Source organism: Mesorhizobium sp. M7A.F.Ca.MR.148.00.0.0 (assembly GCF_003997735.1).
Lineage (GTDB): Bacteria > Pseudomonadota > Alphaproteobacteria > Rhizobiales > Rhizobiaceae > Mesorhizobium.
The window spans coordinates 15,016-30,123 of record NZ_RZTB01000073.1 but is presented as its reverse complement, the minus strand read 5'-3'; the positions used below and the strand labels follow the sequence as shown (position 1 = coordinate 30,123).

Annotated in this window: 16 protein-coding genes; 6 read left to right on the top strand and 10 right to left on the bottom strand. The window is 63.8% G+C overall.

Translation table 11 applies throughout. From position 1 onward, the window contains the following. The coding region (locus EOB49_RS37895) for an ACT domain-containing protein (protein WP_348630276.1) at window positions 1-233 on the bottom strand (233 nt) is incomplete at its 3' end. A gap of 163 nt (window positions 234-396) precedes the next feature. On the opposite strand from EOB49_RS37895, the gene EOB49_RS22875 reads away from it, so the two are divergent. The 3 genes from EOB49_RS22875 to EOB49_RS22865 all read left to right on the top strand — a co-directional run bounded on the left by EOB49_RS22875 (window position 397) and on the right by EOB49_RS22865 (window position 2,246). Then, window positions 397-1,326 carry a bestrophin family ion channel gene (locus tag EOB49_RS22875; RefSeq protein ID WP_245472796.1) on the top strand — a complete coding sequence of 310 codons (930 nt, stop codon included), beginning with the start codon at window positions 397-399 and terminating at the stop codon, window positions 1,324-1,326. A 111-nt stretch (window positions 1,327-1,437) separates the two neighbouring features. Beyond that, entirely contained in the window at window positions 1,438-1,848 is a 411-nt protein-coding gene (locus tag EOB49_RS22870; RefSeq protein ID WP_127382304.1) for a DoxX family protein, read from the top strand. A 134-nt stretch (window positions 1,849-1,982) separates the two neighbouring features. Beyond that, complete coding sequence (locus EOB49_RS22865) at window positions 1,983-2,246, top strand: glycine zipper domain-containing protein (RefSeq protein ID WP_127382303.1); 264 nt, start codon at window positions 1,983-1,985, stop codon at window positions 2,244-2,246. A 79-nt stretch (window positions 2,247-2,325) separates the two neighbouring features. On the opposite strand, the gene rpsP is transcribed toward EOB49_RS22865, so the two are convergent. The 7 genes from rpsP to EOB49_RS22830 all read right to left on the bottom strand — a co-directional run bounded on the left by rpsP (window position 2,326) and on the right by EOB49_RS22830 (window position 9,207). Then, on the bottom strand, window positions 2,326-2,724 hold the full coding sequence (rpsP, locus tag EOB49_RS22860) for a 30S ribosomal protein S16 (protein ID WP_127382302.1): 399 nt from the start codon (window positions 2,722-2,724) through the stop codon (window positions 2,326-2,328). A 51-nt stretch (window positions 2,725-2,775) separates the two neighbouring features. After that, window positions 2,776-3,102, bottom strand: a complete 327-nt coding sequence (locus tag EOB49_RS22855) for a chorismate mutase (RefSeq protein WP_023811329.1) — start codon at window positions 3,100-3,102, stop codon at window positions 2,776-2,778. Between the two features lie 7 nt (window positions 3,103-3,109). Next, window positions 3,110-4,720 carry a signal recognition particle protein gene (gene ffh / locus EOB49_RS22850; protein WP_127382301.1) on the bottom strand — a complete coding sequence of 537 codons (1,611 nt, stop codon included), beginning with the start codon at window positions 4,718-4,720 and terminating at the stop codon, window positions 3,110-3,112. Between the two features lie 277 nt (window positions 4,721-4,997). Continuing rightward, complete coding sequence (locus EOB49_RS22845) at window positions 4,998-5,954, bottom strand: CPBP family intramembrane glutamic endopeptidase (protein WP_127382300.1); 957 nt, start codon at window positions 5,952-5,954, stop codon at window positions 4,998-5,000. 154 nt (window positions 5,955-6,108) lie between these two features. Next, complete coding sequence (locus tag EOB49_RS22840) at window positions 6,109-6,708, bottom strand: DUF1236 domain-containing protein (protein WP_127382299.1); 600 nt, start codon at window positions 6,706-6,708, stop codon at window positions 6,109-6,111. Between the two features lie 62 nt (window positions 6,709-6,770). Continuing rightward, window positions 6,771-7,868 (bottom strand): putative zinc-binding metallopeptidase, encoded by a 1,098-nt coding sequence (locus EOB49_RS22835; RefSeq protein WP_127382298.1) that lies wholly within the window; start codon window positions 7,866-7,868, stop codon window positions 6,771-6,773. A 91-nt stretch (window positions 7,869-7,959) separates the two neighbouring features. Next, window positions 7,960-9,207, bottom strand: a complete 1,248-nt coding sequence (locus EOB49_RS22830) for an NAD(P)/FAD-dependent oxidoreductase (RefSeq protein ID WP_127382297.1) — start codon at window positions 9,205-9,207, stop codon at window positions 7,960-7,962. A gap of 141 nt (window positions 9,208-9,348) precedes the next feature. Between EOB49_RS22830 and EOB49_RS22825 the strand changes: the two genes are divergently transcribed. Then, window positions 9,349-10,146, top strand: a complete 798-nt coding sequence (locus EOB49_RS22825) for a lytic transglycosylase domain-containing protein (protein ID WP_127271186.1) — start codon at window positions 9,349-9,351, stop codon at window positions 10,144-10,146. Between the two features lie 72 nt (window positions 10,147-10,218). Here EOB49_RS22825 and EOB49_RS22820 read toward each other — a convergent pair whose 3' ends face one another. Both EOB49_RS22820 and EOB49_RS22815 read right to left on the bottom strand, forming a co-directional pair. After that, complete coding sequence (locus EOB49_RS22820) at window positions 10,219-10,740, bottom strand: hypothetical protein (RefSeq protein ID WP_127382296.1); 522 nt, start codon at window positions 10,738-10,740, stop codon at window positions 10,219-10,221. Window positions 10,741-10,745: 5 nt separating this feature from the next. Next, window positions 10,746-11,969 (bottom strand): argininosuccinate synthase, encoded by a 1,224-nt coding sequence (locus EOB49_RS22815; protein ID WP_127382295.1) that lies wholly within the window; start codon window positions 11,967-11,969, stop codon window positions 10,746-10,748. Window positions 11,970-12,267: 298 nt separating this feature from the next. On the opposite strand from EOB49_RS22815, the gene EOB49_RS22810 reads away from it, so the two are divergent. Continuing rightward, on the top strand, window positions 12,268-14,343 hold the full coding sequence (locus EOB49_RS22810; RefSeq protein ID WP_245463646.1) for a bifunctional diguanylate cyclase/phosphodiesterase: 2,076 nt from the start codon (window positions 12,268-12,270) through the stop codon (window positions 14,341-14,343). 123 nt (window positions 14,344-14,466) lie between these two features. Beyond that, window positions 14,467-15,108 carry a LysE family translocator gene (locus EOB49_RS22805; RefSeq protein WP_127321013.1) on the top strand — a complete coding sequence of 214 codons (642 nt, stop codon included), beginning with the start codon at window positions 14,467-14,469 and terminating at the stop codon, window positions 15,106-15,108.

Below are 15,108 nucleotides of genomic sequence, written 5' to 3'. Positions count from 1 at the left end.
TGGATGTTCAGCGTGACCATCCGGCAGCGGAATGACGCGGTCAGTGCCGCAGCGATGGCCTTCTCCTCGTCTACGATCAGCGTCACGCCCTCGCGCTCACGAAAGATCATCACCGCCTCAACGCCTTCCGGCTGAGCGACGCCGGGCGCCAGCGTGGCGAAGACATAGGTGCCGGCCAGCAGCTCCGGCGTCATCGATGCCAGCAGTGTCTTCAGATCGGTCTCGCCGGTCATTCGTTTTCTCTCGCCTGCAGAAATGGGCCGCAGCCCAGGTACTCTTCAATATCCGCGACCGGCGCGTGCCGATAGTCCAGGCGCTACAAGGACGACATGGCGATGTCGCTGGCGGCTGGGCTTGCGGACCTGTCGCATCGCACAATAGAGGAGCTGAGGGCCGATGCCGGTCCGTGAAAGGCCTTCGATGATCGTTCGCCCGCGCCCCACATTCCTGAAGCTGTTCTTCATCATGCGCGGTTCGGTCGTGCCACGCATCCTGCCGCAGATATTGGGCTTCGCGCTTTATGCCGCGATCATCCTGGCCGTGGCGCGCCGGTTCCAGCTTGATTTCAGCATCTTCAACATCACGCCTTTCGGCCTGGTCGGCGTGACATTGTCGATCTATCTCTCGTTCCGCAACAATGCCGCCTACGACCGTTGGTGGGAGGCGCGCAAGCTGTGGGGCGCGCTGGTCTTCGAAATGCGCAATCTGGGCCGCGCCACCACCAGCCTCATCCCGGACCAGACCGAGCAGCGCGCCTTGCTGATGGAAGCGCTCGCCTTCTGTCATTTCCTGCGCGGGCAGTTGCGCAAGATCGACAGCATGAAGGATGCCCGTGCCTTCATCGACGACGAGGCGGACAAGGCAGCAGCCTTTTCCAATCCGGCAGATGAGATGGTCAGGCGCATGGGCCGGCGTGCCAATGCGCAGCGCCGGGCGGGCGACGTCGACTCGATAGGCTTTCGTATCCTCGATGAGAGGCTCGCGTCGATCGCCGCCATCCAGGCCGGCTGCGAGCGGATCGCCGGTACGCCGTTACCCTTCGCCTACACGCTGCTGGTGCATCGCACGGCCTATATCGTCTGCCTGCTGCTGCCGATCGGCCTGATCTCGACCACCGGCTGGGCGACGCCGCTGTTCACGGCGTTGATCGCCTACACCTTCTTCGGCCTCGACGCGCTGTCGGAAGAGCTCGAGGATCCGTTCGGCACCGAGGCCAACGACCTTGCACTCGACGGCCTCTGCCGTGTCTGCGAAATCTCGGTGTTCGAAGCGCTGGGCGAAACGCCCCCGAAGATGATCCCCGCGGAAAAGTTTTATTTTTCCTAGGCGAAGGCGCGCGGGCTTAAAACAATCCGGACCTCTGTCGGATCGCAGCCCCATGCCACGTCCTTGGTTCGACCCCAGCGAAAAGGGCTCGAACCACTAGGAGGGACCACCATGAGCATTTTCGAAACCGCGCCCGTCTCGCCGGGCGCTTTATGGACCGGCCGCGCGCTCAGCGGCGTCATCGTGCTGTTCATGATTTTCGATGGCGTCATCAAGCTGCCGCCGCTCGATGTCGTCACCCAGACGATGGTGCCGCTCGGCTGGCCGGCCGATGTCAATGTCGCGCGCATGCTGGGCGTCATCGGCCTGATCTCGACCGCTCTCTATGCACTGCCGCGCACCTCGGTGCTCGGCGCCATCCTGCTCACCGCCTATATGGGCGGCGCCATCGCCACGAATGTCCGTGTCGACAACCCGCTGTTCTCGCACATTTTGTTCGGCGTCTATCTCGGCATTATCGTGTGGGGCGGCCTGTATCTGCGCGATGCCAGGGTCCGCGCGCTGATCCCGTTCAGCCGTTAGATCCAGATCGAAGCATCGCTTTCCGCTGAAAGCCTGAACCCTTTGCCGGGCAATGTCTCAGGGATCGAATCGCCGAGTTGCGAGTTAGAGATTCGCCTGGCGGCGGAGGCGGCTCCTATCGGAGAGGAACGACGATGAAGAAAATGATGCTTTTGATGGCGCTGCTGGTGCCGCTCGCCGCTTGTTCGCAAACGGAAAAAGGCGCGGCCGTAGGCGGCCTCGGTGGTGCTGCCGTCGGTGCGGCGGTCGCCGGCGATCCGGTTGAAGGCGCCGTCGTCGGTGGTGCTGTCGGCGCCGTTGCCGGCGCGCTGATCGGCCGGGCGAGCGAGCGTGGCGAATGCCGCTACCGTGATCGTCGTGGCCGCGTCTACATCGACCGCTGCCCGAGCGGTTATTGATCGGCAGCTCTTACAGACAGAACCGGACAGCAAAACGGCGGGCCTTGGCCCGCCGTTTTCCCGGATGCGAATAGAGCAATTATTCGGCGGTGGCGGCTTCCGCCTCGGCCGGTGCAGCGGCGGCCGCAACAGCAGCAGCGGCATCTTCCTGCGCCTTCTTCAGAAGGGCAGCGCGTTCCTGCGCCTTCTTGCCCGGCTCGGCCTTCTTCGGGTTGGAACGGGCGTCGCGCTTGACGAGGCCGGCCTCGTCGAGGAAGCGCAGCACGCGGTCGGTCGGCTGGGCGCCATGCGCCAGCCAATGGTTGACGCGGTCGGCGTCGACCTTGACGCGTTCGCCGTCCTTGGGCAGTAGCGGGTTCCATGAGCCGATCGACTCGATGAACCGGCCGTCACGCGGTGAACGGGCGTCGGCAATGACGACGTGGTAGTAAGGACGCTTCTTCGAGCCCGCACGGGCCAGTCGGATCTTCAAGGGCATTTATTTTCTCCTAAAAAGGCTGATTTGGTTGGTCGGTTGGTGGCTGGTTTCTCAGCCGGCTTTCATCACGCCGTTGGAAGCGGCGATCTGTTCGTGGTGGCGGATCACTTCGCGGACGACGAAGTTGAGGAATTTTTCCGCGAAATCCGGGTCGAGATGGGCATCCTTCGCCAGCTGGCGAAGCCGGGCGATCTGCTGCTGCTCGCGAGCCGGGTCGGCCGGTGGCAGGCCGTGCGTCGCCTTCAGCACGCCGACCGCCTTGGTGCAGCGGAAGCGCTCGGCCAGCATGTGGATGAGGGCTGCGTCGATGTTGTCGATCGACGCTCGGTAATCGGCCAGGAGGGCGCGGGCGTCGGCCATGTCCTTCTCTTCGTTCATGGCGTCCTCACTTCTTCTTGCCAAGGCCGGGCAGCCCGCCACCGCCGAGGCCGGGAAGCCCAGGGAGTTTCATGCCGCCGGGCAGACCTGGCATGCCGCTGGGCAGGCCACCGCCGCCGGGAAGGCCTTTCATGCCGCCGCCAAGGCCGGCTGCCTGTGCCTGCTTCTGCAAGGCCTCGAGCTGCTTGGGGTCCATCTTCGACAGGTCCGGCATGCCGCCGCCCATCATGCCGCCCATACCGCCGGGCATCATGCCGCCGAGGCCCATCTTGGAGGCGAGGCCGCCCATCATGCCGCGCATCAGGCCGCCGCCTTTGCCCTTGCCGCCCATCGCCTTCATCATGTCGGCCATGCCGCGATGCATCTTGAGCAGCTTGTTGATTTCGGCCGCGTCGGTGCCGGAACCGGCGGCGATGCGCTTCTTGCGCGAATGCTTGAGCAAATCGGGATTGGCGCGCTCGGCCTTGGTCATCGACGAGATGATGGCGAGCTGGCGGCCGAACATCTTGTCGTCGAGACCGGCGGCGGCCATCTGGTCCTTCATCTTGCCCATGCCGGGCATCATGCCCATGATGCCGCCCATGCCGCCCATCTTCGACATCTGCTGAAGCTGGCCGGCGAGATCGTTCAGGTCGAACTTGCCCGACTGCATCTTCTTGGCCATCGCCGCCGCCTGTTCGGCGTCGATGTTCTCGGCGGCCTTTTCGACGAGCGAGACAATGTCGCCCATGCCGAGGATGCGGTCGGCGATGCGTTTGGGGTGGAATTCCTCCAGCCCGTCCATCTTTTCGCCAGTGCCGATCAGCTTGATCGACTTGCCGGTGACGGCGCGCATCGAAAGAGCCGCACCGCCACGGCCGTCGCCGTCCATGCGGGTCAGGACGAGGCCGGTGATGCCGACGCGCTCGTCGAAGCTCTTGGCCAGGTTGACGGCGTCCTGGCCGGTCAGCGAATCGGCGACCAGCAGGATTTCGTGCGGGCTCGACACCTTCTTGATGTCGACCATCTCGACCATCAGCGGCTCGTCGATATGGGTACGGCCGGCGGTGTCGAGGATGACGATGTCGTGGCCGCCGAGCTTGGCCGCCTGCACGGCGCGGCGGGCGATGTCGACCGGCGACTGGCCGTCGATGATCGGCAGCGTGGCGACCTTGACCTGTTCGCCGAGCTGGCGAAGCTGCTCCTGCGCGGCGGGGCGCCGCGTGTCGAGCGAGGCCATCAGGACCTTCTTGTTCTGACGCTCGGAAAGACGCTTGGCGATCTTGGCCGAAGTGGTCGTCTTGCCGGAACCCTGCAGGCCGACCATCATGATGACGACCGGCGCCGGGGCATTGAGATCGATGGCGACGCCTTCGGCGCCGAGCATGTCGACCAGTTCGTCATGGACGATCTTGACGACCATCTGGCCGGGCTTGATCGACTTGACCACGGCAGCGCCGACGGCCTTCTCGCGCACCTTGTCGGTGAAGGAACGCACCACTTCCAGCGCCACATCGGCTTCGAGCAGCGCGCGGCGCACCTCGCGCAGTGCTGCCGAGACATCAGCCTCCGACAGGGCTCCGCGGCCGGTCAGGCCGTTCAGGATCGAACCAAGACGTTCCTGTAGCGATTCAAACATTCGTTTTCCTTTTCCCTGGCATCCGGATGATGCCCGAGAGGTAATGCGTTCGCGCCCAGTGTCCAACCAAAAGCCAAAACCAAAAAGCACCCGGGGGCGCTCAGCGCTGCCGGGTGTTGGCCTCCAGGATCGATTTACAGCACTTCACCTCAAAGAGGTTTCGGCGTCCTGGTCGGCTTGCTCGGAGGGATACTCGTCGCGGAATTCGGGGCGTGTAGACAGGAAATCGGACGCGGAGTCAAGACAAGGCCGGATTGCGTCGTTCCCGGGTCTGCAATCACGCCGTGCTCGTCCGGTCCGGAAGCTCGGCGGCGAGCTTGAGCGGCGAACGCGGATGTAGAAGCAGCACGATGGTCACCATGCTGCCGGCGATGCCGATGAAGGCGATGAGAACCGCATCCGACGTCGCCCAGCCCGGCCCTTCGAGCGGCTTGGCGTTGAACAGGGCGAAGGAATTGTAGCTTTCCTGATGCGAGATCAAGAGAAACCCGGTCAGGTTGTTGCCGAGATGAGCACCCAGGGCGGCGCCGAGATTGCCGGTTGCGTAGACGACAAGCGTCAGCAGCAGCGCAAAAGCGGCGATCGACGCCAGCACGCAAGCATTGATGGCTGGCGACGAACTCGCGCTCCAATGCAGCGAGGTGAACAGCAGGGCCGGCGGCAGGGCCCAGACGAACGGGCTCGTGAACCGGTTGGCGAGACCGCGCAGCAGATAGCCGCGAAACAGCACCTCTTCAGAGGATGTCTGCAGCAAAGTGAGCGCGGCGATCGGGATCGCAAACAGCAGCCAGGACGACAGGCCGATCGGGCCACGCGTGATCTGCGGCTGCAGCTGATAGAGCAGGACCTCGGATATGAACGACGTCATCAGCACCGCGATCAGCCCTTTGAGGAAGTCGGGCCATGAAACTCGTCGGCTGTTGCCGAGCAGCGCCGACAGCTTCTCGCCATGCACCCAGCGCATCGCGACCCACAGGCCGATCCAGATGCCGGCGAACGAGACGAGCGCGGTGAGGATGCCGAGGGGCGAAGCGAGGAAACCCTGCATGCCGGAAGGCGGAGCCAGACCCGTCTGCCAGGCGAAGAAGGCATAGGTGCCGCCGACCAGCACGGCCACGGTGGTTGCTGCCCAAAAAAGGACGACGATGCCCGTTCCGAGGAACAGGCGCGGCAAGGTCGTCCTGGCGTTCGGCGAATGCCTGTAACGCTCGAAGGCGGACGGATCGATGGTCACGCGGGCTCCCTTGCCAAAGTCATCGCCTATTTGACTAACCGATGGCCGGGAAAATCGGAATGGTTTTCCGCAAAGGACTAGGCCAGAGCGCCGCGCGGCGGCGCCGCCTGCTGGCGGCCGCTGCTGTCGCAGCGGCCGCTTGTGCCGATTGTCGTCAGCGAACGACGTACATGATGCGCCGGGTCTGCGGATCGATCAGCGCCCGCTGGCCGTTCACATAGACATAGCGGTAATTGTAGTCCGGAATCTCGCGCAGTTCGACGGTGTCGGGCAGGGTCGCGCCGGTCACCACTTCGCCATCGAGATAGATGGGATCGAGGCGATGCGCGTCGACATAGGTACGGACTTCAGCTGGGGGCGGGGGGAAGTCATCCACGACCGGCTCACCGGCAACGATCGCGCCGGTATAATCGGTCGAGTAGTTGCCGATGTCCTCCGGCGGCGAGACGACAGCAACACTGGCGCGCCGTTCCGTCAGCACCACGCGGCTGCCGCCGATATCGGCCGTCACATAGTCTGAATAGACCCAGCCCTGGCCGCCGGCCTCGGCTATGGTGCACCATTTGCTGTTTTCGATGCAGCCATTGAGGGTTGCCGACTGGCCGGCGGTGAGCACGCCGATGACAGGGTATTGCGGGCCGGGTCCGGCGCGCACGTTAAGATCGGTGACGGCTGAGACGGCGGTATCGGCAAGCGCGGCGCCCGACATCACGGTCAGCATTCCGGCGACCGCCGGAAACAACAGGGATTTCATGGTTTCTCTCCGTTTTCAGGTCCCTCGGCAGCCAAAACGGGGCAGCAGCTTATGCGTTCCCGCTAAAACGCTTGCGCCAACTCACGATTTGTTCCCGCTTCTTTCGGCAAATCGGTCAGAAGTTCGTGAACGAATTCCAATTTCCGCGCCGTGACGTCCGAAATGACAAAGGGATAAAGGTCGGGCAGGCCCATGCAGCGGTTGATCGAATTGGAGGCCTCCGACAGCACCAGCCAGCGGGCAAGGATCTTTTCGAAAGGCTCGGGCGCGGTCGCCGGATCCGAGGGTGCGGCCTGCAACCCGCCGCCTGTGTCGCCGCGCGGCAAGTCGTTGGCCTCCACCGTCTCCAGCCGGCCGAGCGGAAAGTTCAGCGCATGGACCATTTCCAGCGTGTCGGTGATGTGCAGATGGTGAGCCCAGGTCTCGGCCCAGTCCTCCCAAGGATGCGAGGTCGCATAGGCCGAGATGTGGTCTTGCTGCCAGTCGGGCGGCGCACCATTGGCATAATAGGCCTTCAGCGCCTGTTCGTAATCGGCGCGGTCATCGCCGAACAGTGCGCGGAAAGCTTCGAGCCTGTGCGGATCGTCGCGGATCAGGCGGTCCCAGTAATAGTGCCCGAGCTCATGACGGAAATGACCGAGCAAGGTGCGGTAGTTCTCGCCCATCTCGACTCGCCGCTTCTCGCGCTCGGCCGAATCCGCCTCGGCGACATTGAGCGTGATCAAACCATTGTCGTGGCCGGTCAGAATTCGCTCGCCGCCGGGGCCGCCGCCGATCGGATCGGCGAGGAAGTCGAAGGCAAGGCCGATTTCGTCGGCCGGGTTCTGCTTGGGCGCCACCGGCAGCCCGAAGGCCAGCAGCGAGTAGATGGCGCGCTTCTTCGCCGCTTCGACACGGATCCAGCGGCGGCGGTTGCCGTCGACGGAGAGATCCGGGATCAGCTGGTTCAGCACGCAAGCGCGGCAAAAAGCGTGACCCGGTTCCGCCATCCAGTTGCAGGCGCATTCATCGGCGTTGGTGCACTGGAAGACGCCGTCGACGCCCGCCAGCGCAAAACAGGCGTGCTCGGGATCGTAGAGCACGGGGTTCCCGCAGTTCAGGCACTGGGCGTTCTCGAAATAGATACGATGGCCGCAATGCGGGCAGTCGAAGAGTTTCATGTCGGTCTCAATTCACCGGAGGTGACATAAATGTTCACGGCGGCCCGTGCCCAACGCGAACAGCCGCGCGGTGTTCCACATTTTCCTGAAGCTATTTGGCCGCAAGCTGGGCGACAACCTGTCTTGCCACCGCCTCGCCCGACAGCCGTGCGCCGCCGCAGGTCTGCATCAGAGGACCGGCCAGGTGCTCGCCGGCGAAGAAAATCTTATCGGCCACCGGCTGCATGAGTGCGGCGCGCGCCAGTGAACGGCCGGGGCGGGCCGCGGCATATGCGCCGCGCACGAAGCGCTCGCTGCCCCAATTGGTCATCATTGCGCGTCCGACATGCTTGCGCGTATCGCCGCCGAAGATGCCACACAGCCGGTCGACGACGAAGTCGATGCCGGCCGCCTCGCCGGCCGCCGACATTTCCCAGGCGAAATCGCCGCCGACGAAGCCGACCATCAGGTCAAGGTCGAACGGGAAGCAGAGGAAATAGATGTCGTGCCTGGCCATCCGTTCGATCAGCAGGTCGTCGAAGGGCTGCAGCCCGAGCCTGGTGCCCGATATTTCGACCGGCAATTTCGTCAGCATGCCCATCGGCAGGTCGAAGAAGGCGCCGAAATGCGTGTCGGGCAGGGCCGGCGAGAACGCGATCTCCTCGAAGGCGAGCACCGCCGGCGAAGCGGTTACGATCACCGCTTTGGCGCGGACGGTGCCGCGATCGGTGACGCAGGCGACGCCGGGCACGTCCCACAGGATCTTGCGCACCGGCGTCGACAGTTCGACCGGCACGCCGGCGCCGAAACGCGCCACCAGCGCGCCAAGGCCCTCCTTGCTGAAGTAGTTCGGGTCGAGATCGGCCGCGGCCTGGAAGTCCAGGATCGAGATTTCGTCCTCGTCGGCACCGAAATCCATCGGCCCGGCGAAGGTGGCGGCGGCGCGCGGCGCATGGCCTCTTGCCAAAAGCGCCGAAAGACGATCGTCATCTCCGTCCTTCACTTCATGCCTGGCCAGCAGTTCGAACAGCTTTGCGTCGGCGGCCTTCATGTCGGCTTCTTCCGCTTCGCTCGCCTTGCGCTCGCGGTAGTAGAGATGATCGACGTTCATGTCGTGATGATGCAACGTCCAGCCTGCCGCCTGGGCTTCGGGAAAATAGGGATTGCGGTCGGCGGCATGCAGCCAGGCGCAGCCGATGTCGAAAGGCACGCCGAAATGCTGGTCGCTGGTCCAGGCTCGCCCGCCGATTCGGTCCATCGCTTCGAGCAGCGTGAAGGAAATCCCCGCCGCCTGCAGGGTCCTGGCGGCGGCAAGACCCGCCGAGCCGGCACCGATGATGACGACATCAACGTCTTGCATGCAGCCCCCTTGCCACAATAATCACTTGATCCTAGGCAAATTCCACGGCATTCGCCAGCATTGCAGCGGTGACAGTGACAAGTGCGCGTTTCGCTGGCAAGTTCGCAATTGGGACGTGATTCAGGCAACCAGGAGAACAACATGGCAATTCTTGCCAAGGGAAAGATGTTTGCAGCGGCCGTGGTGGCGGTGCTTGCGCTGGCGACGGGCGCACAGGCAGCGGCCAGCTGCGGCAAGACCGGCGCCGGCTTTGAGGCCTGGAAGCAGGATTTTGCCGCGCAGGCCAGGTCGGAAGGTGTAGGCGCCAAGGGGCTGGCCGCTCTGGCCGGGGCGAACTACGCGACTAAGACGATCTCCGTCGACCGCGGCATTCACAAGGCTTTCAGCGGCTCGGTGGACGATTTCATGCGGCGGCGCGGCGGCGCGGCGATTATTTCCAAGGGCCGGTCGCTGAAAAAGTCGAATGCGGCGCTGTTCGCCAAGATCGAAGCGAATTACGGCGTGTCGCCGGGCGTGTTGCTCGCCATCTGGGGTATGGAAACCGGCTTCGGTTCGGCCATGGGCAACCAGAACACCGTCTCTGCCATTTTGACGCTTGCATATGATTGCCGCCGCCCGGGGTTCTTTTACCCGCATGCCATTGCAGCCCTGAAGCTGGTCGATCGCGGGGCGTTGTCAGCCTCGTCGGTTGGCGCCGCGCATGGCGAGATCGGACACACGCAGTTCCTGCCAGGAAACGTCCTGAAATATGGCGTCGGCGGCGGAAACCTGCGCGACAAGGGCACGGCGCTGGCTTCCACCGCCAACTTCCTCAAGGGCCATGGCTGGCGGGCGGGCGCGAGCGCGAGTGCGAATATGGGCGCGATTGCCGGCTGGAATTCCGCGAGCGTCTATCAGCAGGCCATCGCCCGCATTGCCACGGCGATCGACGGCGATTGACGAACCATGCACCGGGCAGAAGGCCCCGGCCATTTCTGACTTGATCGAAAACCCGGCGCGAATGCCGGGTTTTTATTTGATTTCGAGCGTGTAGGAGCAGCCGGCCAGCGTCTTGCCGGGGTGTGAATCGACGGTCGAGACGTTGAGCTTGATGTCCGTGGAGAAGGTCAGTCCTTCCGTCTCTTCGGTGCTTTGGACAACGACCTTGTCGCCAAGGAATTTTCCCGGCGTCGAAAAAACGGCAATGACATTGAGCTCCTTGGCAAGGTCTGGAGCGGCAATGCCGTCGAGCACGGCCATCGGCCCGGCTGCGGTAAACACGATCGATCCCGTCTCGCGGTTGAACACGCGGATCTTGGCCGGCAGTTCGTATTGGCTGAGAAACGGATTGCCCGAGGCAACCTCCTTCCAGCCAAGCGTTTCAACGGCACCCGGTGCGCTGGACAGCCACAGGGCAAAGTCGTTGTAGGTCGGAACGTCCGCCCTGCACTCGATCAGCGCGGGAAGGTCAAGAGAGGCGGGGTCGAACTCCTGGCTGGCCGCCGGCGTCGCCAGAACAACCAGCGGCGCCAGGCAGCGACCGAAACCGCGCATCCGCCCTACTTGGCGCGGTTGCGCGCTGCCAGCGTTCTCAGCCGCAGTGCATTGAGGCGGATGAAGCCGGCGGCGTCCTTCTGGTCATAGGCGCCACGGTCGTCCTCGAAAGTGACCAGCGCATCGGAGTAAAGCGTCTTCTTCGACTTGCGGCCGGTGACCATGACGTTGCCCTTGTAGAGCTTGAGCCGCACCGTGCCCTCGACGTCTTCCTGGCTCTTGTCGATCATCGCCTGCAGCATCAGCCGTTCGGGCGCGAACCAGAAGCCGTTGTAGATCAGCTCGGCGTAACGCGGCATGAACTCGTCCTTGAGGTGGGCCGCACCTCGGTCGAGCGTGATCGATTCGATGGCCCGGTGGGCTGATATCAGGATGGTGCCGCCTGGCGTTTCGTAGACGCCGCGCGACTTCATGCCGACGAAGCGGTTCTCGACCAGGTCGAGCCGGCCGATGCCATTGTCGCGGCCAAGATCGTTGAGTGCCGCCAGCATGGTCGCCGGCGACAATTTCTTGCCGTTCAGCGCGATCGGATCGCCCTTCAGGAATTCGATCTCGATCTCGGTGACGGTATCAGGCGCCTCCATCGGCGACACTGTGCGCTGGTGGACGAATTCGGGCGGCTCCACCCACGGGTCTTCCAGCACCTTGCCCTCGGAGGACGAATGCAAGAGGTTGGCGTCGACCGAGAAAGGTGCGTCGCCCTTTTTATCCTTCGGCACCGGGATCTGGTGCTGCTCGGCGAAATTCATCAGGTCGGTACGCGACTTGAACGACCAGTCGCGCCACGGCGCGATGACCTTGATGTCGGGGTTCAGTGCGTAAGCCGAGAGCTCGAAGCGAACCTGATCGTTGCCCTTGCCGGTGGCGCCATGCGCAATCGCGTCGGCGCCGGTTTCCCGGGCGATCTCGACCAGATGCTTGGAGATCAGCGGCCGGGCGATCGAGGTGCCGAGCAGGTAGGTGCCTTCATAGACGGTGTTGGCGCGGAACATCGGGAAGACGAAGTCGGCGACGAATTCCTCGCGCACGTCGACGATGCGGATGTCCTTGATGCCCATCATCTCGGCCTTGCGACGGGCCGGCTCGAGTTCGCCGCCCTGGCCGAGATCGGCGGTGAAAGTCACGACTTCGGCGCCGAGTTCAGTCTGCAGCCATTTCAGGATGATGGATGTGTCGAGACCGCCTGAATAGGCAAGCACGACTTTTTTGACGTCTTTGGCCTTGGACATTTCTACTCCGTGGATGGCGGACGCCCCAGCCTGGGCGTCACGGATTGTCGCAGCGCCTTTTAGCAGGAACGGCAGAGCGAGCAAGCACGCGTGCATGCACGGCTTCTGGTCCAGCGCATGGCCGGGGGCGGCCGGCAGCGAAAACAATCTGCTGCAATCAAAGGCTGCATTTGCTGGAGGGACTTAATCAAGTTTTCACGCCGTGCCGCTAACACTTACGACAAAGCCGCCTTGACCACGTTCCGGGCGGCTTCTTGCCTGCTTTGTCGTGGGTGTCCTCGGACTCGGGCCGTTCTTGATGCGCGTTATATCATGCATCGCCATGGAGCATAATCTGTGGCTTGTCCTGCTGGCGGCGCTGATGTGCGTCACCGGCTGCTGGGTGACGATCGGCCTCTTCGACCGTTCGAGGAAAACCACCGGCGTGCAGATGAAGGGCTGGCTGTTCCTGACCGCGGTTGCCGCCGGCTCGTCGATCTGGTGCACCCATTTCATCGCCATGCTGGCCTACCAGCCCGGCGCGCCGATCACCTTCGATCCGGTCCTGACCATGGCATCCCTGGTCATCGCCATCATCGGCACCGGGCTGGGCTTCACCCTCGCATCCGGCAAGAGCCGGCGCCTGGCTCCGGAATGGGGCGGCATCGTCGTCGGCCTGGCGATCTCGGCCATGCACTACACCGGCATGATGGCTTATCACGTTGCCGGCATCGTCGAATGGGACGGCTCCTATGTCGTGGCCTCACTGGTCATCTCGGCCGTGTTCTCCGCCTTGGCCGTCGGCCATGCCGTGCGCCGGCCATACCGCTGGTCGCATTATCTCGCCATCGGGCTGCTGGTGCTGGCGATCGTCGGCCTGCATTTCACGGCTATGGCCGCGGTGGCGGTGACGCCGCTGTCCTTCATCAGCACAGGCACCAATCCCGATATTCTGGTGGCAATGGCGGTCGCCGTCGCCGTGGTCGGCCTGATCGTCGCGGCCACCGGCTTCGCCAGCTATCTGATCGATGAGCGTGGCCGTCTGGAGAGTTTCGAGCGGCTTCAGCATCTCGCCCTCAACGACGCCCTTACCGGCCTTCCCAACCGGGTTTCCTTCAACGACCGCCTCGACCATGAGATCGACCGGGCATGCGAGGGCGAGGACACAATGACGGCGGTCATCGTCATCGATCTCGACCGCTTCAAGGAGATCAACGACCTCAGGGGGCATGCGGCCGGCGACCAGGCGCTCAAGATCGTCGCCCGCAGGCTGTCGAGACTCATCGGCGAGGGCGAATTCGTCGCCCGGCTCGGCGGTGACGAGTTCGCCGCCATCAAGCGCTTCAAGGATCAGAAGGACCTTCTCGGGCTGGTCTCGCGGCTGGAGAAATCCCTGTTCGAGCCGTTGCGGCTCGACGATTTTGAAATCGCCGCCGGCGCCAGCATCGGCGTCGCCGTCTATCCGCGCGACGGGGCCGATCGCGAGCGGCTGGTCAGCAATGCCGATCTTGCCATGTACCGGGCGAAGAACGACGTCACGCGGGCCGTCTGCTTCTACGAATCCGCCATGGACGAGACGGCGCGGGCGCGCCGCGCCTTGGCCACCGACCTTCGCCAGGCGATCGACCGCGGCGAGCTTTCGCTGCACTATCAGGTGCAGACCTCGGTCCCGACCGGCGCCACCTGCGGTTACGAGGCGCTGCTGCGCTGGACCCATCCCGTGCATGGCATGATCCCGCCCGTCGAATTCATCCCGATTGCCGAAGAGAACGGCTCGATCATGGCGATCGGCGAATGGGTGCTGCGGACCGCGTGCCGGCAGGCGGCATCGTGGGGCAATGGCCACAAGATCGCGGTCAATTTGTCGCCGGTACAGTTCGCCCATGCCGATCTCGCCAAGCTCGTCCATCAGATCCTGATCGAGACCGGGCTGTCGCCGAAACGGCTGGAGCTGGAGCTGACCGAATCGACGATCGTCGCCGACAAGGTGCGTACGCTGCATGTCCTGCGCCAGATCAAGGCGCTGGGGGTGACGATCGCGATCGACGATTTCGGCACCGGCTATTCGTCGCTCGACACGCTGCGCTCGTTTCCCTTCGACAAGATCAAGCTCGACCGCTCATTCATGGCGGACGTCGAACGAAGCCCGCAGGCCAAGGCCATCATCCGGGCGGTGCTGACGCTGGGCCGCAGCCTCGACATTCCGGTGCTTGCCGAAGGCGTCGAGACGCATGTCCAGCTCACCATCCTGCAAGTCGAAGGCTGCAACGAGGCGCAAGGCTATTTCCTCGGCCGGCCCAAGCCGATCGACCAGATCACCGGGGACGCCGATGTCCGCAACGATCAACTCGTCGCGGAGGAGCCGGCGAGGATGCGGCTGAGCAGGCAGGCATAGGACGCCGCGGCCGCCGTCCAGCGAATGCATTGCAGACGCCTCTGGATCGAGATCAGGTCGCTGCTGTGTCTGGCATCGTCATGGCGCATCCTGTATAGGCCTCCCAATCCCTTGGGGCCGCTCATGTCGTTCATTCCAGACACCGCCACGCTGATCCAGTTCGCCATCGCCACGGTCATCCTGGCGATTACGCCGGGTCCGGACATGACCCTGTTCGTCTCGCGTACGCTGAGCCAGGGCCGTGCCACCGGCTTTGCCTCGATGGCCGGCGCGCTGTGCGGCACGCTGATCCACACCACGCTGGTGGTGGTCGGTGTCTCGGCGCTGATCGTCGCCTCGCCGATGGCTTTCTTCGTGCTGAAGATCTTTGGTGCCGGTTACCTCGTCTTCCTGGCCTGGCAGGCAATCACCAGGGGCTCGGCCTTTTCGCCGGAGAAGAAGACAGGCCCCGAGATTTCGCTGTTGCGCAGCTGGGCGGCGGGCCTCGGCGTCAACCTGCTCAACCCCAAGATCATCCTGTTCTTCATGACCTTCCTGCCGCAGTTCGTCTCCGCGCATGATCCGAACGCACCGGGAAAGCTGTTTTTCCTTGGGCTGATGTTCATCGTGCTGTCGGTGCCGGTGACGGTACCGATGGTGCTGGCGGCGGAAAAGTTTTCGGCGGCGATGAAGGCCAGCCCGCGCGTCACGCGGGTGGTCGACTATCTGTTTGCCGGCGTGTTCTCCGCCTTCGCCCTCAAGATCCTGACGGCCCAGGCGAAGTAG